23 protein-coding genes are annotated in these 26,477 nt (G+C 63.3%); 10 read left to right on the forward strand and 13 right to left on the reverse strand.

Translation table 11 applies throughout. From position 1 onward, the window contains the following. Positions 1–4 precede the first annotated feature (4 nt). The 7 genes from CGU34_RS15510 to CGU34_RS15540 form a co-directional block, all read right to left on the reverse strand. Positions 5–2,941 carry a type I restriction endonuclease subunit R gene (locus CGU34_RS15510; RefSeq protein ID WP_100814616.1) on the reverse strand — a complete coding sequence of 979 codons (2,937 nt, stop codon included), beginning with the start codon at positions 2,939–2,941 and terminating at the stop codon, positions 5–7. Further along, entirely contained in the window at positions 2,941–4,086 is a 1,146-nt protein-coding gene (locus CGU34_RS15515; protein WP_100814617.1) for a restriction endonuclease subunit S, read from the reverse strand. Before CGU34_RS15515 ends, CGU34_RS15510 begins: the two co-directional genes overlap by 1 nt. After that, positions 4,083–5,576, reverse strand: a complete 1,494-nt coding sequence (locus CGU34_RS15520) for a type I restriction-modification system subunit M (RefSeq protein WP_100814763.1) — start codon at positions 5,574–5,576, stop codon at positions 4,083–4,085. Before CGU34_RS15520 ends, CGU34_RS15515 begins: the two co-directional genes overlap by 4 nt. Then, positions 5,573–7,072 (reverse strand): type I restriction-modification system subunit M, encoded by a 1,500-nt coding sequence (locus CGU34_RS15525; protein WP_100814618.1) that lies wholly within the window; start codon positions 7,070–7,072, stop codon positions 5,573–5,575. The genes CGU34_RS15520 and CGU34_RS15525 overlap by 4 nt, the downstream gene beginning before the upstream one ends. Next, on the reverse strand, positions 7,069–9,030 hold the full coding sequence (locus CGU34_RS15530; RefSeq protein ID WP_100814619.1) for an N-6 DNA methylase: 1,962 nt from the start codon (positions 9,028–9,030) through the stop codon (positions 7,069–7,071). The genes CGU34_RS15525 and CGU34_RS15530 overlap by 4 nt, the downstream gene beginning before the upstream one ends. Next, on the reverse strand, positions 9,027–9,536 hold the full coding sequence (locus tag CGU34_RS15535) for an NYN domain-containing protein (protein WP_157811350.1): 510 nt from the start codon (positions 9,534–9,536) through the stop codon (positions 9,027–9,029). Before CGU34_RS15535 ends, CGU34_RS15530 begins: the two co-directional genes overlap by 4 nt. 438 nt (positions 9,537–9,974) lie before the next feature. Beyond that, entirely contained in the window at positions 9,975–11,057 is a 1,083-nt protein-coding gene (locus CGU34_RS15540; protein ID WP_100814621.1) for a helix-turn-helix domain-containing protein, read from the reverse strand. A 439-nt stretch (positions 11,058–11,496) separates the two neighbouring features. Here CGU34_RS15540 and CGU34_RS15550 point away from each other — a divergent pair, with 439 nt between their 5' ends. From CGU34_RS15550 to CGU34_RS17600, 9 genes are all read left to right on the forward strand, one after another. Continuing rightward, positions 11,497–12,297 carry an adenylate/guanylate cyclase domain-containing protein gene (locus CGU34_RS15550; protein ID WP_157811351.1) on the forward strand — a complete coding sequence of 267 codons (801 nt, stop codon included), beginning with the start codon at positions 11,497–11,499 and terminating at the stop codon, positions 12,295–12,297. A gap of 10 nt (positions 12,298–12,307) precedes the next feature. Beyond that, complete coding sequence (locus CGU34_RS15555) at positions 12,308–12,919, forward strand: hypothetical protein (RefSeq protein WP_100814623.1); 612 nt, start codon at positions 12,308–12,310, stop codon at positions 12,917–12,919. Positions 12,920–12,929: 10 nt separating this feature from the next. Continuing rightward, positions 12,930–13,451 carry a Pycsar system effector family protein gene (locus CGU34_RS15560; protein ID WP_157811352.1) on the forward strand — a complete coding sequence of 174 codons (522 nt, stop codon included), beginning with the start codon at positions 12,930–12,932 and terminating at the stop codon, positions 13,449–13,451. A gap of 50 nt (positions 13,452–13,501) precedes the next feature. Further along, on the forward strand, positions 13,502–14,089 hold the full coding sequence (locus CGU34_RS15565; protein WP_157811353.1) for a hypothetical protein: 588 nt from the start codon (positions 13,502–13,504) through the stop codon (positions 14,087–14,089). Positions 14,090–14,595: 506 nt separating this feature from the next. Continuing rightward, positions 14,596–14,826 (forward strand): hypothetical protein, encoded by a 231-nt coding sequence (locus CGU34_RS17070; RefSeq protein WP_157811354.1) that lies wholly within the window; start codon positions 14,596–14,598, stop codon positions 14,824–14,826. After that, positions 14,819–17,554 (forward strand): CFI-box-CTERM domain-containing protein, encoded by a 2,736-nt coding sequence (locus tag CGU34_RS15575; protein WP_100814627.1) that lies wholly within the window; start codon positions 14,819–14,821, stop codon positions 17,552–17,554. The genes CGU34_RS17070 and CGU34_RS15575 overlap by 8 nt, the downstream gene beginning before the upstream one ends. Positions 17,555–17,588: 34 nt before the next feature. Then, positions 17,589–18,275, forward strand: coding sequence for a vWA domain-containing protein (locus CGU34_RS15580; RefSeq protein ID WP_100814628.1), 687 nt, complete (start codon positions 17,589–17,591; stop codon positions 18,273–18,275). A 1-nt stretch (position 18,276) separates the two neighbouring features. Next, positions 18,277–19,029: a PP2C family serine/threonine-protein phosphatase gene (locus CGU34_RS15585; protein ID WP_157811355.1), complete on the forward strand. Its 753-nt coding sequence runs from the start codon at positions 18,277–18,279 to the stop codon at positions 19,027–19,029. A 302-nt stretch (positions 19,030–19,331) separates the two neighbouring features. Beyond that, positions 19,332–19,454, forward strand: a complete 123-nt coding sequence (locus tag CGU34_RS17600) for a hypothetical protein (RefSeq protein WP_269800312.1) — start codon at positions 19,332–19,334, stop codon at positions 19,452–19,454. A gap of 215 nt (positions 19,455–19,669) precedes the next feature. Here the strand turns inward: CGU34_RS17600 and CGU34_RS15590 are convergent, their stop codons facing one another. From CGU34_RS15590 to CGU34_RS15605, 4 genes are all read right to left on the reverse strand, one after another. Further along, entirely contained in the window at positions 19,670–20,893 is a 1,224-nt protein-coding gene (locus CGU34_RS15590; protein WP_157811356.1) for an RNA polymerase sigma factor, read from the reverse strand. After that, on the reverse strand, positions 20,890–21,246 hold the full coding sequence (locus CGU34_RS15595; protein ID WP_100814631.1) for a YciI family protein: 357 nt from the start codon (positions 21,244–21,246) through the stop codon (positions 20,890–20,892). Before CGU34_RS15595 ends, CGU34_RS15590 begins: the two co-directional genes overlap by 4 nt. A gap of 10 nt (positions 21,247–21,256) precedes the next feature. Further along, positions 21,257–21,712 (reverse strand): SRPBCC domain-containing protein, encoded by a 456-nt coding sequence (locus tag CGU34_RS15600; RefSeq protein ID WP_100814632.1) that lies wholly within the window; start codon positions 21,710–21,712, stop codon positions 21,257–21,259. Between the two features lie 92 nt (positions 21,713–21,804). Continuing rightward, positions 21,805–22,743 (reverse strand): LysR family transcriptional regulator, encoded by a 939-nt coding sequence (locus CGU34_RS15605; protein WP_100814633.1) that lies wholly within the window; start codon positions 22,741–22,743, stop codon positions 21,805–21,807. A 76-nt stretch (positions 22,744–22,819) separates the two neighbouring features. On the opposite strand from CGU34_RS15605, the gene CGU34_RS15610 reads away from it, so the two are divergent. Further along, complete coding sequence (locus CGU34_RS15610; RefSeq protein ID WP_100814634.1) at positions 22,820–24,553, forward strand: L-aspartate oxidase; 1,734 nt, start codon at positions 22,820–22,822, stop codon at positions 24,551–24,553. 51 nt (positions 24,554–24,604) lie between these two features. On the opposite strand, the gene CGU34_RS15615 is transcribed toward CGU34_RS15610, so the two are convergent. Then, positions 24,605–25,000: a hypothetical protein gene (locus CGU34_RS15615; protein WP_100814635.1), complete on the reverse strand. Its 396-nt coding sequence runs from the start codon at positions 24,998–25,000 to the stop codon at positions 24,605–24,607. A 66-nt stretch (positions 25,001–25,066) separates the two neighbouring features. Beyond that, the gene (locus tag CGU34_RS15620; RefSeq protein ID WP_100814636.1) at positions 25,067–26,476 is read right to left on the reverse strand and encodes a phytoene desaturase family protein; all 1,410 of its coding nucleotides are present in this window, start codon (positions 26,474–26,476) and stop codon (positions 25,067–25,069) included. Position 26,477 lies beyond the last annotated feature (1 nt).

A 26,477-nucleotide genomic window follows, 5' to 3' on the forward strand; every position in this document is an offset into this window, starting at 1 on the left:
TTGCTCAGTAGTACTCCTGGACATACCCCAGGGCCTTCTCAAAGACATCGTTCTCACGGATCTTGAACTGGACGTACAGCGTCTGTCGCAAGGCCTTTCGCACCTCGCGGTCGCCTTCGAGGGTCGACTGCCACCCGTCGAACCGCACCGCTCGAACAACCTCGTCGATGCGGTCGACGACGTTCGACACGATGATCGGTGTCTCGTCGCCCTTTAGCGCTTCGAACAACTCAGTGAGCGCCGCCTTGCCCTTCTCTTCGCGCGGGATCTCGTTCTCCGCCTTCTCCGCAGCGACCGTGTCCTTCGCGAGCTCGAGCAAGTCGCGCAGGAAGTCGAGGCTCGACTGCTGGATGTCGGCGTACTTCTCGCGCAGCGCGTTAAGGCGCTGACCGAGTTCGATGAAGACGGGGTTGTTGAGGTGACGGGCGATACGCGCTGTAATCTGCTTCTCAATCTCGTCGGTCGGCACGTCCTTGCGCTTGCCGTTCATCAGGTCTTCGATCGTCTGCGCGTCGAGAACGATCGTCTCGTCGCCCTGCGGGATTTCGACGTGGATGCTCTCGTTGATCAGCTCGATGGTCTTCGCGCCCAACGCATGCCACACCAGCCGCCCGGTGATGTCCGCCGGCCGAACTGACTCGTAAACGTCGGTGAGCCACTTGTAGTCGTCGCGGAAGTCTCTCAGCATCGGGTCAGGACTGAGCGCCTCCCACAATTGCGACACGACACTGTAGGCGAGCCCGAACGCGTCCTTCACCGTGTCGACGGCGATTGCGGCCTGCGCCTGTATCAGCCCTTCGTAGCCGCCGATCGAGCGGTCGACTCCGGGGAAGAAGACGAGCGCGGCAGCCATGGCCGGCGCGAGCTGATCCTTGAGCTCTTCGATGTTCGAGATGACCTGTTGCACGGCGGCATCGTCGAAGGCGAGCGACTTGGCGACGTCATCAAAAATGCCAAGGTAGTCGACGATAAGGCCGTGCGTCTTGCTCGGCGGGTAGACACGGTTCGTTCGGGTTATTGCTTGGAGCAGCGTGTGCTCCTTGAGAGGCTTATCGAGATACTGGGTCTGCAGGATCGGTGCATCGAACCCTGTGAGTAGCTTGGCGGTGACGATGATGATCTTCAGCGGATCGGACGGGTCGTTGAACCGCGCGACAATCTGCTCCAGCTCATCGGCATCGGGCGTCCATTGTGCCCAGGACGCGGGATCAGTGCGCGCCTTCGACATCACGATGGTCGATGCCTCCGGCCGCAGCATCGTGTCGAGCGCTTCCTTGTATGCGACGCAGGATGCCTTGTCGTACGCCACCAGCTGAGCCTTGAAGCCTTCGGGCTCGACCTTCGCAGTGAAGTGCGTGACGATGTCGTCGGCGATCTGTCGGATGCGGTCGGGCGCCTTGATCAGCACCTCGATGGATGCCGCCTTTTTCGACAGCGTGATCTTCTCACCTTCACTGAGGTTGCGCTCCGCGGCGAGCTCTTCGAAGGCGGTGTCGATCTTCTCCTGATCAAGGTGTATCTCGCTCAGCCGGGGCTCGAAGTGTAACGGGAGAGTCGCCCCGTCGCGGATCGAGTCCTGGAACGAGTATCGCGACAGGTAACCGCCCTCGTCTTCGGCCGATCTGAACCACATGAACGTGTTGTGGTCCCGCTTGTTGATCGGTGTGCCGGTGAGGCCGAACAGGAAGGCGTTCGGCAAAGCCTCGCGCATCCGTTGTCCGTAATCACCCTCCTGCGAGCGGTGGGCTTCGTCGACCATCGCGATGATGTTCTGCCGGTCGTCGAGCACACCATCGACCTCGCCGAACTTGTGGATCGTCGTGATGATGATCTTGCGCGCGCCCTGGCTGAGCAGCGTTTGCAGTTCCTTGCGTGAATCGGTTGACACCAGGCCGGGCACGTCCGAGGCGTTGAAGGTGCCGGTGATCTGCGTGTCCAGGTCGATGCGGTCAACGACGATCAGAATTGTTGGGTTGGTCAGCTCGGCCGTGGCACGTAGCTTGAGCGCGGAGAACAGCATCAGCAGCGATTTGCCGGAGCCTTGGAAGTGCCAGATGAGCCCCTGCTTGATGCGCCCGTGCAGTACCCGCTCCACGATCAGGTTCGTAGCCTGGAACTGCTGGAATCGAGCGATGACCTTGATCTTGCGGTGCTTCGCATCGGTCGCGAACACTGTGAAGAACCGCAGGAAGTCGAGAACGGATGCTGGCGACAGGACTCCGTCGACCGCATCCTTCACGATCTCGAGGCCGACCTTCGCCGGCACGCTTGGATCGGTCTGTTCGTCGCGCCATGGGCCCCAAAGCTCTACCGGCATCCCGACGGAGCCGTATCGGAAGTCCTTGCCCTCGGTCCCGAACACCAGCACGTTCGGCACGAAGAACTGCGGCACGCTCGCTTCGTAGTCGTCGTGAATTTGCGCAGCAGCGTCGATCCATGAGTAGGCGGCGCGTATAGGAGTCTTCGCTTCGCCGACGACCAGCGGAAATCCGTTGCACCACAGCACTAGATCGAATCGCTTGCCCAGCCGCCCCAACTGGAACGTCACCTCGGTCGACACGATCCATTGGTTCGATGAATCTTCGTTCGGGTGATCGAAGTCGATGAGGCGCACTGTTGTGTGCTCGCCGTTCGGCCCGAACGGCATGGACTTCTGCCCTGTCAGCCACGCCATGAACTCTTCGTTTGCGACGACTGGATGCGGGTTGTTGCGTGCCGTGATCAGGATGGCGCGCAACACGTGAATGACCTCGTCGGCCTTCCGCGGATCGGCCGCGATCTCAGGGTTCAGGCGGGTCAGCGCGTCGATGACGAGTCCTTCGAGCAGTACCTCGCTGGGGAGCCGCGGTAACTGACTGCCCGGCAAGAACTGCACGTCCGGGGACGTGATCAGATCGCGAACGAAGTCGCGCACGGAGTTTGCCTCATTGAACTGCGCCATCAGTTGCCTCCGAAGATCTCCGCGATGAGAGCACTGCGTACTCGCGAAAGCTCGGTGGCTTCGCTAATGGCCTGGTCTCGTGCCGTGTTCAGCGCTAGGACTTTCTGCGCCGCCGCCTTCTGGCTCTCGCGCGACAGATTTGGGAACGGCTCAGTGACAACAAGAGCCTTCGAGAGATTCTTTTGGGCAGCGCCCGCACCTTTGCTACGAAGCTCAGCCTGCCTCGACCGCAACCAGTAGTAGAGGAAGTCCGGATCCGCCATCGACTCGTCAGGCACAAGTGCCAAGACAGCCTGGTTCGTACACATGGGCGTCCCCAAGCGGCCTACTTGCCCGCGAGTCTTGCCGTCCCCATACATCGCGACCACAATCGAACCGGATGGCGCTAGCCAGGTTGCGGAACGCGCAAGGCCAGCGTCGCTGATGGACTCTTCCGTCGCAGTGATGTCGTCACCAATGACCTCCCCGGATTTCAACCACGGAATTCCGCCGCCGTAAAAGCTCTTGTTGGCCCGCAACGGGGTCGCACCACTTCGCGCAATAGTCACCACATCGTCCACCGTGACGAATGATTCGGCATCCACGGCCATGAGCGGGGCTTGCGACTCGGTCAAAGCAACGTCTACTGCCCCGAGTGCATTCTTGTGACGCTCGATCGCCCAGATAACGTCAGCGATCGGCTTCTGCTCGGGGAATGGTGGAAGGACGAACTCCTGGGTCTTGAGCTGCCCCCAATTGACTGTAGGCGAAAGAGATCCCACGGAGATCTCGATAGCTCGGTCTAGGAAGTAGTCGCTGGCCACGAAGACAGGGAGGAACGAGGGATCGATGAGACCAGGGCGCGCGCGCAAGACAAGTGCGTGTGCCGAGCAGATGCCTTCGAAATCCGCACGAGCGACCTTCTTCTGATAGGCCCGCCGCCGGCCGAAGATGACGTCCTCGGGTTTGAACCGCAGCTTCTGTGCTTCAACCTTGTCCGGCCTGTCCCAACGCTGAACTGTCAGGACGCCGGGGTCGAGGTGCTCGAGACCGACGTAGCGGTCGACGCCAGCCATGGATGGGTCATCGACGCGATCGGTGATGCTGTCGATAACGTCGCCGAAGGCGACGCGCTTCCAGGTGGACTTGTCGAGGTTCAGTCTCATTCGGTCGCCTCCGAGCGAAGAAGGGCGATCGCGGCCACGATCGCGTCCTCCGAGGCATCCGCTATCTGACGCCAGCCAGCGAGTGCATCGACGCTGCCGATCTGCTCGCTCGCGTCAACCGCCTTCGCGCTGGCGACGTACAGCGGGATCGCGAGGCTGTATCCCTTGTCGGAGATCTGGCCGAGGGTCGCGACGGCGGCGAACCGAGGCGCGTCGGAAAAGTCGTGATATGCGTCGAGGATCTTCGTCTGGTGCGAGTCGCGCAAGAACGACTGCGCCTGTTCGCGCGCGACCTCGTTGATGGCGTTGATGAACAGCACCTTGCCGCGGTGCTCGGCGGGTTTGGTGGCGCGGAGTGTGATGACGACAGCCTCCATCGGCGAGTTATAGAAGAGCCCCGCACCCAGTCCGAGCACGCACTCGATAAGATCGGACTTCACCAGCGCTTCGCGCAGCGCGGCCTCTTCTCGACGGAATAGAACGCCATGCGGAAAAAGGATGGCCGCGCGTCCAGTCCTAGGATCGAGACTCTTGGCAATGTGCTGGAAGAAGGCGTAGTCGGCGCGTCCTTGTGGTGGCACGCCCCACATGTTGCGACCGTATGGGTCCTTTGCGAAGGCATCCTTGTTCCAGGCTTTGATCGAGTACGGCGGGTTGGCGAGCACCACGTCGAAGGTCTGCAGCCCACCCTTGTTGTCCAGGAACGAGGGCCGAGCGAGGGTGTCGCCATGTGCGATGTGTCCGTCGGCGATGCCGTGCAGGAAGAGGTTCATTCGGGCGATGGCCGAGGTTCCGTGGTTGAGCTCCTGGCCGTAAAGCCGAAGGTTGCGCCACTCCTTGCCCTGCCGCTTCACTTCGGCGGCGGTGGAGATGAGCATGCCGCCAGTGCCGCAGGTCGGGTCGTACACTGATTCGCCCGGCTGTGGTTCGAGCATGAGGGTCATCAGGCGTACGAGAGTGCGGTTCGTGTAGAACTCCTGAGCGGTGTGACCGGAGTCGTCCGCGAACTTCTTGATGAGGTACTCGTAGCCATTGCCGAGTTCATCTTCGGGCAGGTTCGCGATCGACAGTGTTTGCGTCGACAAGTGCTCAATGAGGTCGGCCAGCGTGGAGTCTGGCAGCAGGTTCTTGTTGCCCCAGTCGCCGTCCCCGAACACGCCCGGCAGGGTGTCGGGGTTGGCGGACTCAATGGCGCGCATCGCCCGCAGAACAGTCGCGCCGATGTTCTCGGTCACTGTACGTACGTCAGTCCAGCGGCATCCATTCGGAATCGCGAAGCGGTGATTCTCAGGAAGGTCGGCGAGCTCTTCGTCGCTGTACGTATGGACTGCGGCTGCGTGTTCCTCGTCGTAGACGTCCGAAATGCGTTTGAGAAAGACGAGCGGAAAGATGTACTGCTTGTAGTCTCCGGCATCGATAAGTCCGCGCAGGATGACCGCAGCGCCCCAGAGATAATTCTCCAGCTCGCGTTGGCTGATCTGGCCGGTCACGCGCTCAACCCCCACTTTGCAAGCTCTGCTTCCAACGCTGCCCGAGTTTCCTTCGCACGCTCATGCGCGGCTTCGAGGTTCGACAGCGCGTCGGCAAGTGTGGCCTGCTCTCCCGTGTCGGTGGGAGCGACGTACAGCGGAATGTTGAGATTGAATGCGTTTCTCTCGATGTCGGCGAGATCGGCGACGTGCGCGCGGCCCTTGAGGTCGGCGAACCCGCGGTAGGCGTCAAACAGCTTGGTCGCGTGTTCGGTTTCGAGGGTGTTCTGGTTGCGACCCTTCTTCATCAGGTCCTCGCCGTTGATGAACAGCACCTTGTCTTGTTGATCGGCCGGCCGCTGATGGCGCAGGATCAGGACGCAGGCCGCGAGACCGGTGCCGTAGAACAGGTTGGGCGCCAGGCCGATCACGGCTTCCACCTTCTTGGCCTTCAGGATGTGTGTGCGGATGCGTGCTTCCGCGCCTTGCCGGAACAGGGCACCCTGCGGGAGCACAACCGCGACGCGGCCGGTCTTTGGGTCGGCCGAAGTGAGCATGTGCTGCACCCACGCCCAGTCCGCGTAGCCCTTCGGCGGCACTCCGCCGAGCTGGTTGCGACCCCACCGATCGGAGGCCCACTCGACATCGCCCCAGGCCTTGAGTGAGAACGGTGGGTTCGCGAGAACGTTGTCGAATCGCGCGAGATGGTTGCCCGTGTAGAACGCGGGGTTGCGAAGCGTATCCTCACGGACGACCTTGAAATCCTCGATGCCGTGCAGCAGCAGATTCATGCGTGCGATCGCCGACGTCGCGAGCACCTTCTCCTGGCCGTAAAGCTTCCCCCAGAGAGTCTTTGGTCTGCCGCCGGTAGCCTTCACGTGCTCGATGACCTCGATGAGCATGCCGCCCGTCCCGCACGCTGGGTCGTAAACGCTCTCGCCCTCTTGCGGGTTGAGGATGTTCACGAGCAGGCTGACCACCGAGCGTGGGGTGTAGTATTCGCCGGCTTTCTTGTTCGATTGGTCGGCGAACCGCTTGATGAGGTATTCGTACGCGTTGCCGAACACATCGGGGGCAACGTTCGCGTTGCCCAACGTCTTCGTCGCGAAGAGCTCGATGAGGTCGGCGAGCTTACGGTCAGGCAGCTTGTCTTTATTCGTCCAGTTGGCGTTGCCGAAGATGCCATAGAGCGTCTCGGGGTTCGCCTTCTCTATTTCGCGGAACGCAGTCTGCAAAGCGGTGCCAATGTTCTCGGTCTTCTTGCGGACGTCGGACCACAGATTGCCATCAGGGATCGCGAAGCGGTGATTCTCTGTGAACGCGGCGAACTCATGATCGCCACCCGATTCATCGAGCGCCTGCTCGAACTCCTCGAGGTAGACGTCACTGATTCGCTTGAAGAACATCAGCGGGAAAATGTAGGCCTTGAAATCAGCCTGGTCGATGCTGCCGCGGAGAAGGTCAGCGGCCTTCGCAAGATACTGCTCCAGCTCGGGAAGCGTGAGCTGTGCAGTCATCTAGGAAGTCCATCGGTCGGGGTCGTGGTCAAGCTGATTCCGTGCCGCACAGCCGTGAGCATGGTCCCCGCCAGGCTATCGGCGGCCTTCGCCGCTTCCATTGCCAGATCTCTGCCGCGTCGTGCCTCGCTCACTGCGACGTGAATCGCGCGCTGCTCTTGAAGCGACGGAACCGGCACCTCGATCTCGCGCACCGGGATCCGGGGGATGCTGGCGCCGGAAGCGAGGCGCAGGTTCCACTCGCCAGTAAGTGCGTCAGCCAGATAGTGCGGATCGAGCTTCGTGGGGTCGGCGACACGGATGCGATAGACGCTTCCCACCGGGAGGTGCCCGCCCTCTTCATCGACCATTGCCTGGATGTCGTGCATGGCCGTGAGCAGTACATCGCCAGGGGCAGTGAGCTCGCGCGCTTGGACGCGGTTGAGGTGGCTGACGGAGGGCAGCTCGCGCCTTCGAACTGCGGCCGCGTCGACATGACGGCCGTCGAGTTCGGCTGCATCCGCTTCTCTCAGCGGCCGTGCGGACGCCGTTTCGATCGCGCCGGCTTCAACAAGTTCGGCCACCGTGAGGACCGGCGGCGTACCAGACAGCGCGGGAGCCGCCACAGCCCGCGAGATTTCGCTGAGCGCTGCGGACGCGCGGCGCATGTCCTGACGGGTGTGTTCGAACTCTCGCTCGACTTCGACTTCGTCGACTTCTTCGGACAGCATCCATCGGCCAGGGCTGAGGTCTGCGTCGCCAGCAGTGAGCTCTTCGACCGAAACTCGCATGTGGGGGACCTTCGCGAGGGCTTCGTCGCCACTCAACCAGTCCGCCACCTCGTTCTCCGGCGCATCGACGGACGACGCATCGATCAGCAACACCTCGGTTCTCGTCACCGCACGTGTCTTGCCAAGCACCCAAAGCGCCAGAGGGATCGAAGTGTGGGGCAGCATCTTTCCAGGTAGGCCGACGACCGCATGGACCCACCCGCCGAGAAGGAGATTGCGCCTGATTTCAGCTTCGGCGCCGCGGCGGAAGAGCATGCCGGGGGAGGTCAGCACGTAGCCGACGCCGTCGTCGGCGAGATGCGCCACGACGTGCTGAAGCCAGAAGGCGTCACCGCTTGAGCGTGGAGGAATCCCGAATCGCAGCCGTGGGTCGATCATCGTCGTCGTTGGATCGATGCGCAGGCCGAAGGGAGGTTCGGCAATCACGACGTCGGCTCGAAGCTCCGGGTCCGGGTCGTGGTGGAGAACGTCAGCGATCCGGAGATCAAAGTTGACACCACGCAGAATCGCTCGGCCTCGCGCGATCTCAGCTGCCGCAGTATTGATTTCGTCGCCCACGATGCGGTTTGGGCGGGCGCCCATCTCGACGGCCTCCAACAAAGCGACGCCAATGCCGCATGCGGGGTCGTAGAGCGTGCCACCGCGAAGGCCTGACGCAAGCGAGGCCAGAAGAGAACTGGTGCGCGAGCCGACGAACCCGGTTTCGCCTGCGGACCTTCCCAAAGATCGGGACGTCCGCTCGAGGACGCGATCGATCACGTCTGCGAGCTCAGCGCGCGGGATGTCGGCGAGCACTTCTCGCAGCTGGTCGACTGATGCTTGCTGGATGCCGCTCCCCACATAGGAGGGCCGCTCCTTCACGAGGTCGACCGCCGTCTGGACAAAGATCTCGCCCATGGCGTGAACTGATGTGTGCCCGCGGAAAAGGTTAGCGACGCCCCACAGTTGCGCTTCCCATTGCTTCGCGGCTGAATTCACGATCGACTCGACCCGCCTCTTGTCCGGATGAGCCGCGAGCCAGCTCTCAACCTCGGATGCGCTGAAGAGTGGCTTGTTCGCTGTGCCACCTGCAGGCTGGGGAAAGTCAGTCATGCGCTTGCGCCAGTTGCTCACTGCTGCGCGGGAGACACCAGCGAGGTCTGCAATGTCGCTCGGCGCGAGGAGACCCCCGACGGGTTGCGGGGTCATGCTGCCTCCATGATTGCGTTCGGGTCGTAGTCGATGTCGAGCACGCGCTTCGCGGCCATGCGAAGTCTCCGAGAGCAGGATTCAGTGCGCGATGCGACCGAGACGTCGGCGTGAAGCCCCAAGCGCGAGACGACCTCCGCAAAGATGCCATCGCCCGAGACGAGCACGATCTCAGCGAACCGGTCTCCGACCCTTTCGGTCTCCAGAATGTCGAGGAGCTCGAGGTCTGCGCCGTTCATGCCAGCACGAAACACGAGGCGGCGGGGTCCCCGCCACTCAAAGCCGACGACGTCAATACTGAACCGGCCGCATGCAATCACCACTTGGTCGTCGTTGCGCGGGACGACCGCCGCCGCGATTGCCGCCTGTGCTGCCTGAACCTGTTCGGGCATTAATACTCCACCTCCCACGATGTTCTCGATGTCGATAAGGACAATGCGACGACCGAACGCCGGCTTTCGTGTGTACATTATAGCTGCCAATCTGTTTGTGAATCCGATTCCCACCTCCGGGTTGATTCACTGTAACGCAGATCTGATCGCCACGCAAGTGAACCCAATTCACAGCCTTTGTGAATCACGGGTGGTTCACATCCTCGCGGGGCTGACCACTACGGCTAGAGCGCTACTTCAGAAAATCAGGAGACCGATTGTCGATCCGTTCGGGCAACGCCGCGAGCAGCTCTTCGAGATGCAGATGGAGCACGTCGTACGCCTGCATGTAGAACATCAAGTCCATGTTGGATGGAGGTGTGTCGTCCAGGTCGGCGAGGACCCCTCGAGCTTCGCGTATCGCTGTCTGGAGCCGACATAGTCGCTCCAGGCCGCATCCTCGGGTCTGGTCCGCTTCGCCACTGATCCAGCGTTCCCGCGAACGACCGTCGGTATGGCCTATTCGGTATGGCATGGACAATCATCGTCGTCACCATGTCCGTCCTGGTGCAGCTAGTTCCAAGCTCGCAGTGCATCCGTGACGGTCGGGGCCCCTCGAACCAGCGACGTTCGCCAATTCAGCAATCCCTTGTGCTGAAGGTGGCCGATGACCATCAATGGGTGAACGTCAAGGCTGTCCGCGACAGAGTCAACCCAGGCTTCACCAATCCGCGCTGGCGCAGCGGGAAGACCGTCTCCAAATGACCAGCGGGCAGCAAGGGAGTTGGCGGCGTCCTCGACGTTGGTCTCAGGCCCGTTATCGGCGTCCGTCTCATCAACGATCGGCGCCGATCCCACGTGCCCGAGTAGGACGTGCGCCGCCTCATGCAGAAGCGTAAAGAAGACCTTGTCTAGCCGTTTGCCGCGCCCGGTGAGTCCGATGACAGGGGCCCCATCAACAACGAACGCGCATCCGTCCAACTTGCTCGTCGGGAACGTGTCGATATGAACGAGCTTCACTCCCGCGCCGGCGAACTGGATGGGCAGACTTTCAAAGTCTCGGGGGGACTTGATTCGCTGCGGCAAGTTAGATGCCAGTTCGCGAAACGAGGTCTCGCTGTAGACCCCAGCGGATTGCCTCTCTGCCTTATCGCGAACACTGACAAACCAAGCCTCCTGCAACTGAGTCATGGGCTCAGTCGCGTTTGACCGCCGAGCGGCAAGCGCGAACTCCGGGCGCTCGTCGAGGGATGAGATCTTGTACAACCGCAGGATGTCTTGTTCCTGGCGCTGGGGGTCGGTCGGGTGGACCAGCCCGCGCTGCGCGAGGAGCGAGATCGGGAAGTTTGCGCGAAGGCTGGCCCTCCTGCGCACGGACTCGAGACGCGCAGCCGACTCAGAGTCCGAGCGTTGCTGTGCAAGGTAATAGCCGTCCTGCAACTGCAACCAGTATTCGGGCGACGTTCCAAACGCGGCACCGATCTGCGCTGCTGATTCCCTCGTGATCTCCTTCTTGCCGTTGATGATCTCGGACACGAACTGGACGGGGCGCCCAAGTATCCCTGCGAACTCCGCCTGGCTCCAACCGCGACTGTTCAGCTCGCCGAGAAGGTGCTCGCCAGCGTGAGCAATGTCCTCAACGCGAAACTCATGCATTCCGATCTCCTATCGGCGTCGCGGGTGCTATCCCTCGGATGAACACTGTCGGCGGGGCATCATGTGAGAACTCGATCTGAAGCCGGTATCCGCCGGTCACCCGCACGGTGCCTCCATCCTCACTGGCCGGCACGAAGTTCATCGACGCTAGAGCCAGGATGTCATCAGCCGTCACTGCGGCTGCTAGGCCCTGAAGGCGCATCATCAGCGTGCGGTGCAAGCCAACGTCCCATGGGTACGCGTGATCTGTGCGCCGCTCGCAGAACGCGCGCACCAGATCGTCAGTGAACTCGATGCGCAACTCGTTCCCGGCCCGTTGTGTATCTTCATCGTAGCCACATCCTCAGTTGCAATCATACATTCACCCTTGGGGTGAAGTCTGCATGTATACTGATGAGACCGGCGTGACCGACACGCGGGTGAGAGCGCTGAGGTTCACATGCAGTACACGGCACGGTCCTTCGGAGACACGGTCCTGGAGCACTTCGGGGAGCGGCGGCGCCTTTCGAAGGGGCAGGTCTTCGCCCACGAAGCGATGGAGACGCGAAGCGGCACCGCACTGGGGCACCCCGACTTCGAAGATCTGGCGATTGGCCAGAAGCGTACGACCTCCATGACTGCGATGTTCATCGACCTCCGCGACTTCACGGGACGCACGTTCTGGGACCCGCAGGACGAAGTGGCCGATCTCGCAGACGCAGTGCTTGCCGGCTTCGTCGAGACCGTTCTTCGTCATGGTGGATATCCGCTCGGCCTGCGCGGCGACGGACTCTTCGCGGGCTTCGGACCGGGTGATCCGCGGGTCGGCGCGTCGTGCGCGCTGGCTGCCAGCGCCTTCGCGCTCAACGCGGTGAAGGAGAACGTGAACCCGCGCCTCGAGCAGATGGGTGTGGCGCGCGTTCAGGCGCGCGCCGGCTTGGACTTCGGGCAGATCACCTTCGTGCGCACCGGCTCGGTCGGACATAGCGAGATCAACCCGGTTGGGTTCGCGGCAAACTTCGCTTCGAAATGCGAGAAGAAGGCGCTGTCGTGGGAAATCGTAACCGGGGAGAACCTGGCGGGTTTGTTTCCCGACGCTACCCAGTTCACGAAGCTCGACCCGCCGAAGACGTACACACGAGATCACGTCACGAAGAGCTATCACTTCTACGACTACCGGTGGACGGGAACCCTGGCGCACTCGGAGTCGCTAGTCCACGAGCTCGCCGGCAACTCGGTGTCGTCCGTGACCGTCGGCTAAGGAGGCCAACATGTCAATCGCATCCCTTCTCAGCCACCACGGAGTTGAAGTCCCGCGATACGTCACCGTCGACGGGCGGATCGTCTTCGATGGCGTTCACGTCTCAGATGCTGGCGTCGCCGTGCATGACCGTCTCGGCCCCGTCACCCCGGTACAGAAGCACACCTTTCACGGCGGTGCAGATGCTGGCCAGATCAATACGCCGAACGCCTGGTGGGACGACAGTGCGCAGGTCAGGCTTCATCGCGACGCGATGGATCGCTCGTTTCCCGGGTTCGAGTACAACGAGGGGAACGCGAGTCACGGACCACGCTGGACCGGCCAGATCGACACCGGCCGCGGACGATTCACGCTCCAGGTTGAGTTGCGTGCGGATCAGGGACTCCCAGCGCTTCGGGTAATCGGCCCGAAGCTCGGCGCGTTCTCGTCGGGACGATGGGTGCCATCCCCGCACCTCTACCTCAGCGGCAACCTCTGCGTGGCGGATCGCAGCGAGTGGAACCCGGTGGTGCATGACGCCGCGACCGCCGTCGCATGGGGTGCCCATTGGCTGGCCGCATACACCGAGTGGCGCATGAGTCGTCGCTGGCCGATCGATGGAGTTCAGGTAGATGCGGCGTAAGGGCCGTCAGGTGTCTGCATCACCGCCTGACTGGGAGCAGAGCAAGCTCGCGATCCAGGAGACGGGAGGTTGGATCAAGAACGCGGACGCGAAGGCGACGATCCTTGCAGGATCCTTTGGCCTCAGCCTGACCTTCGCAGTCCCTCGACTGCTGGAGTCGGTGCCGGATGTGATGGCCGTTCCGTTCGCGTTCGGGATCTGGACGGTGTTCGCCATCGCCTTTCTGCTCTCCGCGTCAATCACAGGGTTTAGCCTCGTCCGAGCGCTCATTCCACGGATGTCCTCGGATCCGAACTCGCCCAACAGGTTCGCTTGGCCGAGCCTGGCGCAGGCATCCGTCGGCGGACTCGCGCCCGTGGTAGCGACAGACGACCAAGTTCGACAAGAAGCCTGGGCGCAGGCAGCATCGCTTGCGCGAGTCGCAGTGACAAAGTTCCGCTACTTCAAGATCGCGCTCATCAGCTTCTGCATCTGCCTCGGGTCGCTGGTCGCGCTTCTCATGACCCAATCGGCTGCCACGGTTCTCGGCTGACGGGGGCCATTCGCCGCCCTAGGATCGTGTCATCGGGGAGGGTGTGCAAGGTGAACGAGAAGGAACCCAAAGTTCGGCAGTTCATCGTGGACGCCGATGCGCTGGATGGAGACGGCGAGGATATCGCTGACGATCAGTTCGGATCCGGAGGGGCCCGTCGCGCAGACGGCACGCTCATCAATCAGTACAAGAACCCGCGCCCGTACAACGCTGCCACTGCCGATGAAGATCGCGAGTTCGATGCTTGGCTCGATCGCGAGAGCAAGGCTCGGACTCAGCGCGAGGAGGCGGAGTCTCAGGCGGCATACGATCGCCGCGTACAGCAAACCGCGGATGGCATCCTGTGGGTCCTACGCGAAGTAGTCGCGCCCATCGCTCAGGCGTACTGGGATGCGCGTGGCAAGAAGGACGTGCAGCGCTTCGGCCGATGGGTGGCCAGCCGGGTTGGGCGAGGTTCGCGCAAGACGGCCGCCGAATCGAGCACGAACGAGGAAGTTGCCTTCCCGGTTGGCGCCGCCGATGCGTCCACGACCACCATCGACACGCCTGTGGGCATCATCAATCTTGACGATTATCGCGGCCGCCGCGCTGTTGCGGCGGACAACGTGAGCGACGGTGAGGACGCCACGACCGCATAGCCGATTCGGGCCCCAACTCGTTGGCCGTTCTCGGCGCCTTCCGCTGCTCGAAGCACGGCACGACTGTGCTCGCGGTTGAGCCTCGGATTACCTACGCATAGTGCGGGGTGAGCTACTGCGCCGTCGACCGTTCTCGTAGCGCCGATGTTAGCGTCCGGGACCGCCGCTACAGTAAAGCTTCATGGGGTCTGCCCGACAGGTTGGGGTGGGAAATGGGCAAGGGAAGTTCGGCGCGCTGGTCGCGTCCGGCCACGGGCCGACAGATCGCGGCGCTGAGGGCGCACGGCAACTATGACGGCAAGTACTACTCAATGGGGAGGGCGAGCCAAGCTATAAGTCGCTCTTCGTCGAGCGGATCATTGAGCCAGGGTGGTTCCGGAAGCTCGTCCTACCCGACCAGGTTCTCGGCTTCGTACTCGCCGGCGTCGTTCCTGTCCCAGCTCTTGGGAGTCCCTGACGATCTCCAGTCGATTCTCCAAACTGCTATGGAGCAGAGTTCCGCTCCGGTGGGCACGGACGGCAACGACGCGGTCCGGGCCGTAACGTTCGACGTTGCGCCGGATGAGTCTGACCAGAACACCCCACGGATCGTGTTCGAAGCCGAAGTGATCCGTAGCCGCACCTACACGGGAGACCCGGAGCTGAGGGTTCGTTTCCTCAGCAACGTCACCTTTGGGGGCGAGGCGCCCGTTGCCGTGCGGCCTTCCTTCCAGAGCGGTGTTCAGTTCAATGAGTAGCACTACCGAAGAACTGCTCACGTTCGATCCAGCAGACTTGGTGGGCCCAGATTCCAGGCTGTTCATTGACACGAATGTCTTTATGGACACCGACCGCACGCGAAAAGGTGGACTCCAGCAGCTTTTCCTGCGCATCGACGAAAAGGTTCGATCTGGAGGAAGCCCGATCGTCGTGCCTACCAAAGTGATGGCGGAGCTAACCAAGCAGAGTAAGGCGGATCCGTCGGGTGAAGACGAAGGGCGGATCGAGGCGATCAAGAAGGCCGCGAACGCACTGAACTTTCTCGAAGCCGCGACTCAACGAGGTCTCGTTCGGACGAACCTCGGCGACGGTTCGAATCCCTACGCGGACGACCTGTTCGTTGATCTGTTTGAGGCATACGCAGGCAAGTACGCGATGGCGCTGCTCACGAACGACATCACCCTTTCATTGAGGGTCAACGCGCTGGGCGTCCGGCTTGACGAGTGGATCGTTGCGGGGCGGCTGACAGCTGAAGGCATGATCGAGTGCTCACCGCCCCAGCAGCTCTACGAGCGAGGACTCGCGAAGTTTCGCCGGATTCAGAAGCGCATCGCGGACGGTCGGGAGAACGCGAAGGATCACCTCGAAGTCGCCAGCCTCGAGCTAGCGCTCGGCGAGTTCGCGGAGTTCTTCGGGGTCAGCGACTTGGCGAGTGCGCCGCAAGCGACTGGAGCGGATCGCCCGCGCGCAATAGGCGCACCGAGCCTGGCCCCATTCTCCTCGACCGCGACCTTCGTAGGCCCGGACGAGGTGCTCGCCGTGAAGGACGTCCCCGGCGAAGGTGATGAGGTCGTCCTCACGGCACCCGGGGAGAGTACGGTCTTTCGCCTTGGTGAGAAGCTTGGAGAGGGCGGTGAAGGCAGCGTCTACGCGGTAACAGATACCGCCGTCGTGAAGGTCTTCGACGCGGGAAACATCACCACACATCGTCGAGCGAAGATCGAACTCATGGTCTCCCGGGGCCTAACCGCAGACGGTATCTGCTTCCCACACGCAGTCGTCAACAACACACATGGGGAGTTCGTCGGTTACGCGATGCCACGAGCCTCCGGTCGGGAGTTCTCCAAGGCCCTCTTCAACCCCCGACGATTCAGGGCAGATTTTCCAACGTGGACCAAGGCGGATCTCGTGGACGTGGCGATCGAATTTCTCGAGAAGGTCGCCTACCTCCATTCGATGAACATCGTTCTTGGTGACATCAACCCGAAGAACCTACAGGTCGACGCCAACAAGAAGATCTGGATCATCGACGCTGACTCGTGGCAGATCGAGGGCTTTCCCTGCCCCGTCGGAACCGACATGTTCAGCGCTCCAGAAGTGATTGGGCAGCGCTACCCCGACTTCCTACGAACGCTTGAGCACGAGAATTTCGCCATTGCGACCATGGCCTTCATGATCCTGATCACTGGGCAGTTCCCATATGCCCGCTCCGGATCAGACGGCGACATCATCAGACTGATCAAGGAAGGCAACTTCGCTTTCCAGTACAAGGAATACTCCAACCAGGATCAGCCCGCTGGCAACTGGAAGTACATGTGGAGCCATATCGAGCCGACGGTGAAGGGACTGTTCTGGAACACCTTCCACCGCGAAGGCAGCCGGTATGGCACCCGACCTACCGCCGCCGAGTGGCTTGAGGCTTTCCGCAACTACCAGCGTTGGCTTCGAAGTCCGGAGAACTTCGACCCGATGTCGAGTGACGTCTATCCGAGTCGCTTCAAAGCGATGGCGCGAACGACCCCCATCTACGACTGCGCCGAATGTGGCAAATCAATGGCCGGTATTTACAGCGCAGAGACGGGCACGTACGCGACTCCAAAGCTCTGCAACGAATGCCGCGCGAGACTTCCCAGGTGCATCGACTGCGGCAAGCCGAAGTCCTCCCTCAGAGACGGAGTGTGCTGGGGCTGCAATCGAAAGCGCAACTTCGCTCACTGCTCGCAGTGCGGCCAGGAGAAGCCGAAGTCGTCCCTGATCGATGGTCGGTGCTACGACTGCAATCAGGGTGAGTGCGGTGACTGTGGACGACCCATGCCGAAGCGGTACCTCACAGATGGGCTGTGCGAGCGATGCGCGCCGGTCGCCTGCAAGGATTGCGGCCGGCGCTTCAAGAAGTCCTCTCTGACGTATGGCCGATGCGCGGATTGCCACCGGATGGATGTGGAGCGAGCTGCACGTGCGAAAGAAGCGGCGGCGGCGAAGGCGAAGCATGACGCCGAACTGGATCCCGAACGACTTTGTACGAGGTGCGGCAAACCCTTCATTAGCCGTGGGAATGTCGCGTGGCACCAGCGCCTCGGGAAGTCGGTCCCGACAACCCACAAGCAGGGTTACGGATACACGTATCCTCCCGAATGCGTCGCGTTGCCCGCGTCGACCACGAAGGGAACGATCGCGACCTCGGGCTCCACTTCCACAGAGCCGCTCGATGAGAAGAAGTCGGGAGGGTGCTACGTTGCGACCGCCGTCTACGGCTCATACGACTGCGGACCCGTCTGGGTCCTCCGACGGTGGCGGGACTCGGCACTCGCTTCGTCCGCTTCGGGGCGCGCGGTCATTCGCACCTATTACCTTCTGAGTCCGAGGCTCGTCGCGGCGTTGGGAACACGGCGCGCGTTTACGGTCCCGGCGAAAGCAGTCTTGGACAGACTCGTGGGTCGTCTGCAGCGGAGTGGGTACTCCGACGCTCCGTACACGGACAACTGAATCCCTACCGGCCGACAACCAGAATGGAGCATCCATGGCGAAGCTTGAGATCGAGACAGATGATCTGATTGAGAACCCGACCCCGAGAGTGCCCGTTGTCCTTTGCATCGACACGAGTGGTTCAATGGCAGGCGCTCCCATTCTCGAACTCGTCGACGGGGTGAACCAGTTCTACGACGCCATCAACGATGATGACGATGCGCATGACGCTGCGGAAGTTGCGATCGTCGAGTTCAATTCGGGCTCGAAGTTGATCCAGGAGTTCGCCAGTGTGGACCGAGTCCAGCGGATCAGTTCCATTCAGGCGACCGGCGGCACGTCGATGGGTGAAGGGGTGAACCTCGCGCTCGATACCCTCGATGCGCGCAAGAGGGTCTACTCAGACAACGGTGTTCTCTATTACCAGCCTTGGCTTGTCCTCATGACAGACGGCGCGCCGAATGGCAGCGCGGCAGAGCTCGAGCGGGCAGTGCAGCGTGTGACAGAGCTGATCGGAAACAAGAAGCTCACGATATTTCCAATCGGGATCGGATCGAACGCCGACATGAACGTTCTGGCTCGCTTCAGCCCGACCAAGCCTCCCCTGCGTCTCCAGGGGCTGAGCTTCAAAGAGTTCTTCGAGTGGCTATCGAAATCGGTGTCCCGAGTGTCGCAGTCGAGTCCCGGAGCAGCGGCGCCGAAGCTCGACCTTGAGGGCCTCGCTGGGTGGGCGGAACTCTAGATTGTTCCGTGAGTTCCATCATCAGGTTCGCGGGCGCGGCCATGCCGCTGAAGGCACGCCGTGCCAAGACCGGACGGCGTACCTCACACGCGCCGGCGTCCAGGTAGCGTGCCTTGCGGATGGGGCTGGATCGGCCGCTCGGTCTGAGCATGGAGCGCACGCGGTTGTGCGCGAAGGCTGCAGGTTGCTCGCGGAACGCTTCCACGAGTTCGACTCCCGAGACGATGGCGCACAGATCAAACGCGAGATCATCGACGAACTACGCCAACAACTCCACAAGACCGCAAGGCGGCAGAGATGCGAGGTTCGGGATCTCGCCTCAACCTTCCTCGCGGTAGCAGTGAGCGGCGATCGGTTCATCGCTGTGCACGTGGGTGATGGCGTCATTGGGTACTTGAAGGCCGGAGCACTGAAGGTCGTCTCCGCACCCGACAACGTGGGGATAGCAAACCAGACCACCTTCGTGACCTCCGAGGCCGCAGTCGCGTCGATGAGGCTGCTCCGAGGATCGGCGACCGACGTATCGGGCTTCATATTAATGAGCGACGGAGCTGAGACCAGCCTCTACAACCAGAAGACACAGCAGCTCGCGACCGCGTGTCGGAAGATCATCAACTTGCTCGGCGCAGGCGGCGCGCTTTCCGTTCCGGTATCGAGACTCCAGATTCGGCGCTTGCTGGGTGGGGTTCTCAGGAACGGGACAAAGGATGACTGCGGCCTTGCCGTGCTGGCTCGTGAGTTGCGCGCGGCCTGAAGGGTGCACTTCTCGGAACAGGTGGACGTCCTCGCGCGATGGCGCCCGCGAGCACTGGCAATGCGTGAGATTGGGGTATTTGTGACTGATTCGACCGAGTGGTGCAACGCACTGTACTTTCCACACGGACGACGCAAGTTCGGCGGAGTGTTCTGTCGTCTTCCAGACGGGCACGACGGTGATCACTGGTGCGAGCATGAGGATGAGATTGATGAGTAGACCTACGGCAGTCGGGGAGGCAGTTCTCTGCCCGGTCGCCCTCGCATCAGGTCCATCATCGAACGATTAATGAGGAGTGAGTGATGGACCGAGCAGAGCTAAAGGCCCAGATCGACGAGCTGATGCGCCAGTACGGCGACGGTGAGATCGACGGCGATACCTATGCCCAGCGGATGATGGAGCTGACGACGTCCACGCAGGAGTGACGGCTCCAACTCCGCGCACGGGCAGTGCCGGAGGTACTGGGAACGCGGGCTGGCGAGAGATGGACATTTGCGTCGGTACGACCTGCTCGTGTCTGCGGACATTTCGCGACCGGGCACCGCCTACTGCCGCGGGCGCCACCGACATCTCTGAGCGGTTCCTGCATCGGACGCCAGATCGGGAACCTATCCGATTCCGCTGCGATCGAAGCCCTCACTCAGCCCGGTCGTTGGCGCAGAAGGTACGCGCGGACGACAGGATCCGAGGTGAGCCCGATCGCGTTGTCCAGCGCCGTACGCTCGCCCGAGCTGTCGCCGACGGCACGCGCGAGCCGGGCGCGGCACACCCAATACGGCTGATGGTCGCGGACGAACTCCTGGGGTAGCGCGCTCAGAAGTTCGGATGCCTCTCGCGTCTGGCCGATCTCGATGAGCGCACTCGCCGCACCGACGGTCGCTCCCACCGTCGGCGCGATGCGCAACAGCCCGCGATAGAGGAGCGCGATGCTCTCCCAGTCGGTTGATGAGTTCCGGGCGCGCGACGAATGAATCGCGCTGATCGCGGCCTCGAGCTGGAAACGTCCGCTCCTGCCCAGCGCCGACGCGTGCCGCAGGCTGTCGTCGGCTCGGTCCCGGATTGCTGGCGTCCACAGGGTCGTGTCCTGGTCCATGAGGGGAATGAATCGTCCGTTCACCACGCGCGCCGGCCGGCGACTCTCGGTGTGCAGCAGGAGTGCGTTCAGGCCCCAGGTCTCGGGTTCCGTCGGGAGCAGCTCGGTCAAGAGGCGCGCTAGTCGAAGCGATTCCTCTCGCAGAGCCGCATTGCGGTCATCGGCGAGGTCGGCGATCGGATCTGCGAGGCCGTAGGCCGCATATACCGCCTGGAGCACGGAGTTCAGGCGAGAGGCGGACTCGTCGGTCTCGGGACGCCGGAACCTTGTTCCGGCGTGACGAATCTTCGTCTTGGCGCGGCTCAGCCGCTGGCCCATGGTCGCGGCCGGCACCAGGAACACCGTCGCGATGCGGGCGGCATCCACTCCGAGGACAGCCTGCAGCATGAGCGGTGCGTGCATTCGTCGGTCGATCGCGGGGTGGGCGCAGACGAACATCAGCGCCAGCCGGTCGTCGATGTGCCCGTCGACGCCTCCGGTGGCAGTCGGTTGTGCGAGCTCTGCGAAGTCCTCGGGAGGCACGGCGATCATGCGGTTGTCGCGCTTCAACACGCTCCGCGCATGGTTCCGTGCCACCACGCGCAGCCACGCCTCCGGTGAATCGGGTACCCCGGACGTCCTCCAGGTAGACAGGGCCGTTGCGAAGGCCGTGGCGACGGAGTCCTCTGCCAGCTGCAGGTCTCCGGTCACGCGGAAGAGCCAGCCGACGAGACGCCCGAACGAGACCCGGTGGGCCCGCTCAAGCGCCTCGTCGGCGGCGTGCTGGATCATCCCATCGGCGGGATCACGGGCCGGACTTCGACGCTCCCGAGAGCGGCGGCGGGGCATCGAGCGGCCCATTCCAGGGCCGTGTCCAGGTCGGGGGCGTCGATGAGAAAGACCCCTCCCAAGTGTTCTTTGACGTCGGCGAAGGGGCCATCTTGCACGTCGATGGACCCGCCGCGCAGCCGGATCGTCGTCGATGTCTCGGGTGGTTGGAGGCCCGCTGCCGCGCTCATGATGCCGCTTTCTCGAAGCGCGGCGACATACCCGGCCCAGGATGCCCAGTAGTCGGCTGCGAGGGCGGGGTCGGTGCGTGCGGCGAAATCAGCGGGCGATTCTTGCGCGAGGATGGCGTACTGCATGCGTCTTCCTTCACTTTCCGTCGGGAGCGGCGGGGACGAGCGGTGAACCGGTCTCGAGAAGGGTCTTGAGGCCCGAGAGGATGAGGACCCAGCCCATCTCGATGTTGTGCGCGGATTCTGTTTCGGGGAGCCCGCCGTGAGTCAGTGTGAGGGCCGTGATGCCGGGGACACCCATGGCGGTCTCGCCGAGCTCATAGGTGACGAAGCTCTCGGGCAGCTCGGCGACATCCGGCGCCCACGTGCCCGCGAAGGTCATGCTCAGCTTCTCTCGCTCGACGACGTCCGTCACCCGTCCGGTGATGACTCGCTCTCCCGCACTGACGTAAGAGTAGGGCGCTCCGGGGCTGAGGTCGTAGTGTGCTTCGAACCCGTAATAGTAGGCGGGCGTGATGGATGGGTCGGTGAGCGCCGTCCACACCTGCTCCGGTGTCGCCTTGATGACGATCTGGATCCGTCGAGTTGTCATGGTCGTTCCTTTCGTTCGCCGGGTGGCGTCACGTGGTAGACCATCGGGACGGCTTGATTTCGACAAGCGCGCGCAAAACCGCCCCTCGTCGTTTACGTCGGAACCGCATCCGCCCGCCGCATGTTGACGTCCGGCCGCGCAGCGAGGGCCGTCGCTGTCTGAGCCAGGGTGCGTTGCATCGCTTCGGCTGCAGCGCTCGGGGCAATTCCCGCAACCTGCGCGATGCTGATCGTGCGGGTGAGGGTGGGATTGACGAGACGCGTCGCTCGCAGGAGCGGACGATCGAGAAGGACTGTCGCGGGGACGATCGCGACGCCGATTCCTCGCTCGACGAACCGCAACACCGCATCCATCTCGACGCCTTCGATGATCACTTTTGGCGCGATACCCGCCGCCTGGAATGCGGCATCCGTCGTCGCCCGAAGGTCGTACGTCGAGCTGAACACGATCTGCGGTAGCCGGGCCAGCTGTTCGAGACGGATGCTGTCGCCGACGACGATCGGCGGACGGTCGGTGGAGGCGATCACGACCAATTCCTCCATGAGGAGGGGAACGACCGTGAACCCGTCGCCGGTCGCGGTATCCGATGCGGTGATGAGGGCGAAGTCCAACTCACCAGCCGCGAGCTCTTCGAGGAGCCGGCGGGAACCCTGCTCGCTGACGTGGATGTCTATGTCGGGGTGCGCGCCGCGGAAGGCATTCACCCCCTCGGCGACGAGGCTGATGCACAGGCTCGGAGTCGCTCCGAGGCGGACGCGCCCCCGGCGGAGTCCCGCGAGTTCGTCCAGCTCGCGGCGAACGGAGTCCGCATCGGCGAGCATCCGTCGCGCGCGGGGCAGCAGCGACTCGCCCGCGGCGGTCAACGAGGCGCCGGTACGCGATCGATGGAAGAGCTCAGCACCGAGGCTGTGCTCGAGCGCCGCGATCTGTCGACTGAGGGATGGTTGCGCGAGGTGCAACTGATCGGCGGCACGCGTGAAGTTGCCGACCTGAGCGATGGCGACGAAGCCCTTCAGTTGATCGAGGTTCATAACCATACGATATTGCTATCGTTGGAGTGAAATAGATGCATTGGAGGAATCGCTCGATTCTCTTTAGTTTCGATCTATGAGCAATTCAGAGCGCCGCCTGTCCACGTCCGTCCTCGTTATCGGCACGGGGGGTTCAGGTCTTCGCGCCGCCATCGAGCTCGCCGAAGCGGGCGTGGACGTTCTCGCGCTCGGCAAACGTCCGAAGTCTGACGCACACACTTCTCTCGCCGCAGGAGGAATCAATGCGGCACTCTCGACGATGGATCCCGACGACAGCTGGCAGCAGCACGCCGCAGACACGCTCACCGAGAGCTACCTGCTCGCCAATCCCGAGACGGTTCGCATCGTCACCTCCGGCGCCGCCCGCGGCATCGCAGACCTCGAGCGGTACGGCATGCCGTTCGCCCGCGAAGAGGACGGCCGCATCTCGCAGCGGTTTTTCGGCGCGCACTCGTATCGCCGCACGGCGTTCGCGGGCGACTACACGGGACTCGAAATTCAGCGCACGCTCATCAACCGCGCAACCCAACTTCGGATCCCCATCATGGACACGGTCTACGTCACGCGCATCCTCGTTGACGAGGACGGTGCGGTGTTCGGTGCGTACGGCTTCGATCTCGAGGACGGCACGCGCTACCTGATCCACGCGGACGCGGTGATCCTCGCCGCCGGCGGACACAACCGCATCTGGCGGCGCACCTCGTCGCGTCGCGACGAGAACACGGGCGACTCGTTCCGGCTCGCGGTCGAGGCGGGCGGACGCCTGCGCGATCCCGAACTCGTGCAGTTTCATCCCAGTGGCATCATCGAACCCGAGAATGCGGCGGGGACGCTCATCTCGGAGGCAGCGCGAGGCGAGGGCGGCATCTTGCGCAACGGGCTCGGCGAGCGATTCATGCAGAACTACGACCCGGAACGCCTCGAACTCTCGACCCGCGACCGCGTGGCGCTGGCCTGCTACACCGAGATCAAAGAGGGTCGCGGCACGCCCAACGGCGGAGTCTGGCTCGACGTGTCGCACCTCCCCCGCGAAACGATCATGACGCGGCTTCCCCGCGTGTACCAGACGATGCTCGAGCTGCAGATGCTCGACATCACGCGGGATCCCATCGAGATCGCCCCCACCGCCCACTACTCCATGGGGGGTGTGTGGGTGCGCTCGTCGGACCACGGCACCGATGTTCCGGGACTCTACGCGATCGGCGAGGCGTCTTCGGGGTTGCATGGCGCGAACCGACTGGGCGGGAATTCGCTGATCGAGTTGCTGGTGTTCGGACGTATCGTCGGGCAAGCCGCGGCGGCGTACTCCGCGGCTCTGCCCGCGCAGAAGAGATCCGCCGAAGCCATCGCCGTTGCCCGAGATGAGATCACGGCGCTGCTGGCGGCATCCGGTCCCGAGAACGTGCGGGCGCTCCAGCGCGCGATCCGCAACACGATGACCGAGCACGCCGGCGTCGTTCGTGACGAGGCGGGCCTGCTCGCCGGGCTCGCAGAGCTTGATGCGATCGAGGCGCGCATGGGCGACATCGGGGTTCATCCCGATATCGCCGGCTACCACGACCTCGCGCACGCGTTCGATCTGAAGTCGGCAGCGCTCGCCGCCCGCGCGACCCTCGAAGCGGCTCTCGAGCGTCGCGAGACACGCGGATGCCACAACCGCAGCGACTTCCCCGAGAGTGACCCCGAGCTTCGCGTCAACCTCGTGTGGTCGCCCCGCACGGGGGTCACTCGAGAGGCGATCCCGCCGATCCCCGCCGACATCGCCGAGCTGATGCGCGAGGTGTCGGTGGCGGGCAAGCTGCTCGAGTAGCGCAGAGGCAACGGTAGGGCTGCGCCGCCGAGACCTCGGTCAGTGGTCCGACTAGGAGCCGATGAGCGCGCGCTCGAATCGGTCGACCGAACCAGCGAGATCCGCCAGCTCGGCCGCGGTGAGGGCCACGTCGATCGACCCGTCCGTTCGATGCGCGAAGACCACGGGTAAATCGACCCCACTCGCCGCGGCGCGGAGTTGCTCGTCGAGCTCGTTGCGGTGCAGAACCACGATGGGCACCCCGAGTCGTGTCACCATGCGATTCCACTCGGGTTTCCGACGCACCGGCGAGTGCGTGATGTCGCAGAGTGCGCACTCGGCGGTGCCGAAGAGATGACCGATCACGTACCGTGCCTCGCCGACGAGACCGCCGTCGGCGTTGTAGACGCCGGTGTACTTCGTCACGGCCGCGCCCGGCACGAAGCCGTCGGGATGGGTCTCGGGCATACGCGCAACCCTATGACGCGCAGGAGCCCGGTGGCCGGGTCCGCCGCACTCCGACACGCGCCCGAGTCAGGCCGGATGCTTCGCGAGCAGCTTTGAGACGGCGATCATCGCCCCTCCGAGCACCGCCGGTATCCCCCCGCCCGGATGAACGGATGCCCCCACCCGCCAGAGCCACGGCGCCCGCAGGTCGTGGTGAGCCGGCCGATGGAGCGGCCCGCTCATCCACAGCGGTCGCGCAGCACCGTAGAGAGCGCCGTGCGGTTCACCGAAGGAGCCGTAGTACTGCGGGTCGAGCACGGTGGTCCCGACCATGCCGTCGGTCAGCGGCGCATCGAGGCCCATGGCGGTCGAGATGCGTTCGATCTCGCGACGTACGAACGGGTGATCGAGTGAGTATTCTGCACCGTCCGCGGGACTGGTCAACAGGATGCCGAGGGTGCTCCGCTCGTTCGGATAGACCTCCCCGGCGCGGTAGTGATTGACGAATGCCATCGTGTCGGCAGGCTCGTCCCCCGCGGCGAGGCTGCGATGGAGCGCCGCCGGTTTGCTCGGGAGGATGACGCTGTGCGCGGCGACGTCCTCAAGGAGGGCTTCTTGCAGTACGCCGTAGATCGCGATGGCAGAGCACGAGAGCGTGCGGGCGCTTCGGGAGACGGGCCGACCCAGCAGCTCGTTGAGGCGGTCGGCGTCGAGCGCGCTGACGACGAGCTCGGCCGGATACTCGGCGACGGTGGTCGTGACCCGTCCGCGCTCCAGGCTCGTCACCGCTTCACCGGTGCGCACCTCGACGCCCGCGGCATCCGCGAGCCGCTTCAAGGCAAGTACGATCTCGTAGATTCCCCCGCGGGGCACCCAGGCGCCGGCCTCGGCCATGATCGCCGGCATGCTCGCGTAGAGCGCGGGGGTGCGCGCCGGTGAGACGCCGGCGTTGAGCGTGTGGATGGCGATGATCTCGCGCAGGCCGTCCGGCAACCACCTGAGGCTCTCGAGGTAGGCGCGAGTGTTCAGCCGCGTGCCGTAGACGGCGAGCAACCGACGCAGAGCGGGCAGAGAGGCCCGGTCGAGGGGATCCGCGAGCAGCAGCGCGGTGACATCGTCGGCGAGAGGGGCGTGCAGATCACTGAACCTCTGCCACGCCGGGTACCACGGGTGCGTGGGCGGCACAGGCAGCGGCACGATCTCGCCGTTGTAGTAGTACCGGCCGATCTCGGGCAGTCGTACGAGATCGAGCGCGCCGAGGTGCGCGATCGGAGGACGCCCCGCATCCAGCCGGCGCAGCAACTCGTCCCAGACGCCCGGGAAGGTGAACAGAGACGGACCGGTGTCGACTCGTTCGCCGTCGAGCTCAACACGCCGACTTTTGCCGCCCACGGTCGGAGCGGATTCCAGCAGGGTGACCTTGTGTCCCGCTTGCGCGAGCAACGCGGATGCGGCGAGCCCGCCGAGCCCGCCGCCGATGACCACGATCCGCATCATG

Source organism: Microbacterium lacus (genome assembly GCF_002812805.1).
Lineage (GTDB): Bacteria > Actinomycetota > Actinomycetes > Actinomycetales > Microbacteriaceae > Microbacterium > Microbacterium lacus_A.